General features: G+C 63.9%; 1 protein-coding gene. It reads left to right on the forward strand.

Features of this window, described 5'->3' with window-relative positions:
* Positions 1 to 255, forward strand: a 255-nt coding sequence (locus GCN78_RS29145; RefSeq protein WP_152254758.1) for a transposase, incomplete at both ends; no start/stop codon positions are given.

Here is a 255-nt window from a genome sequence, read left to right on the forward strand (position 1 = left end):
GGCGAGCATATCAGGGGCTCAGGTGCATGATTCCCGCATGCTGGTTACCCTGCTTGAGGCCGTTCCTTCAGTAGCAGGGCTTGCCGGCCGTCCACGCAAACGTCCTGCCAAACTGCATGCCGACAAAGCCTATGCTTCGCGCGCCCATCGGGCCTGGTTGCGCAGCCGTGGCATCGCTCCACGCATAGCCCGCTATGGCATCGAGTCGCGCGAACGCCTGGGTAAATGGCGCTGGGTGGTCGAACGCACGCTGGG

This window comes from Janthinobacterium rivuli (assembly GCF_009208735.1).
In the GTDB taxonomy this organism is placed as follows: Bacteria; Pseudomonadota; Gammaproteobacteria; order Burkholderiales; family Burkholderiaceae_D; genus Janthinobacterium.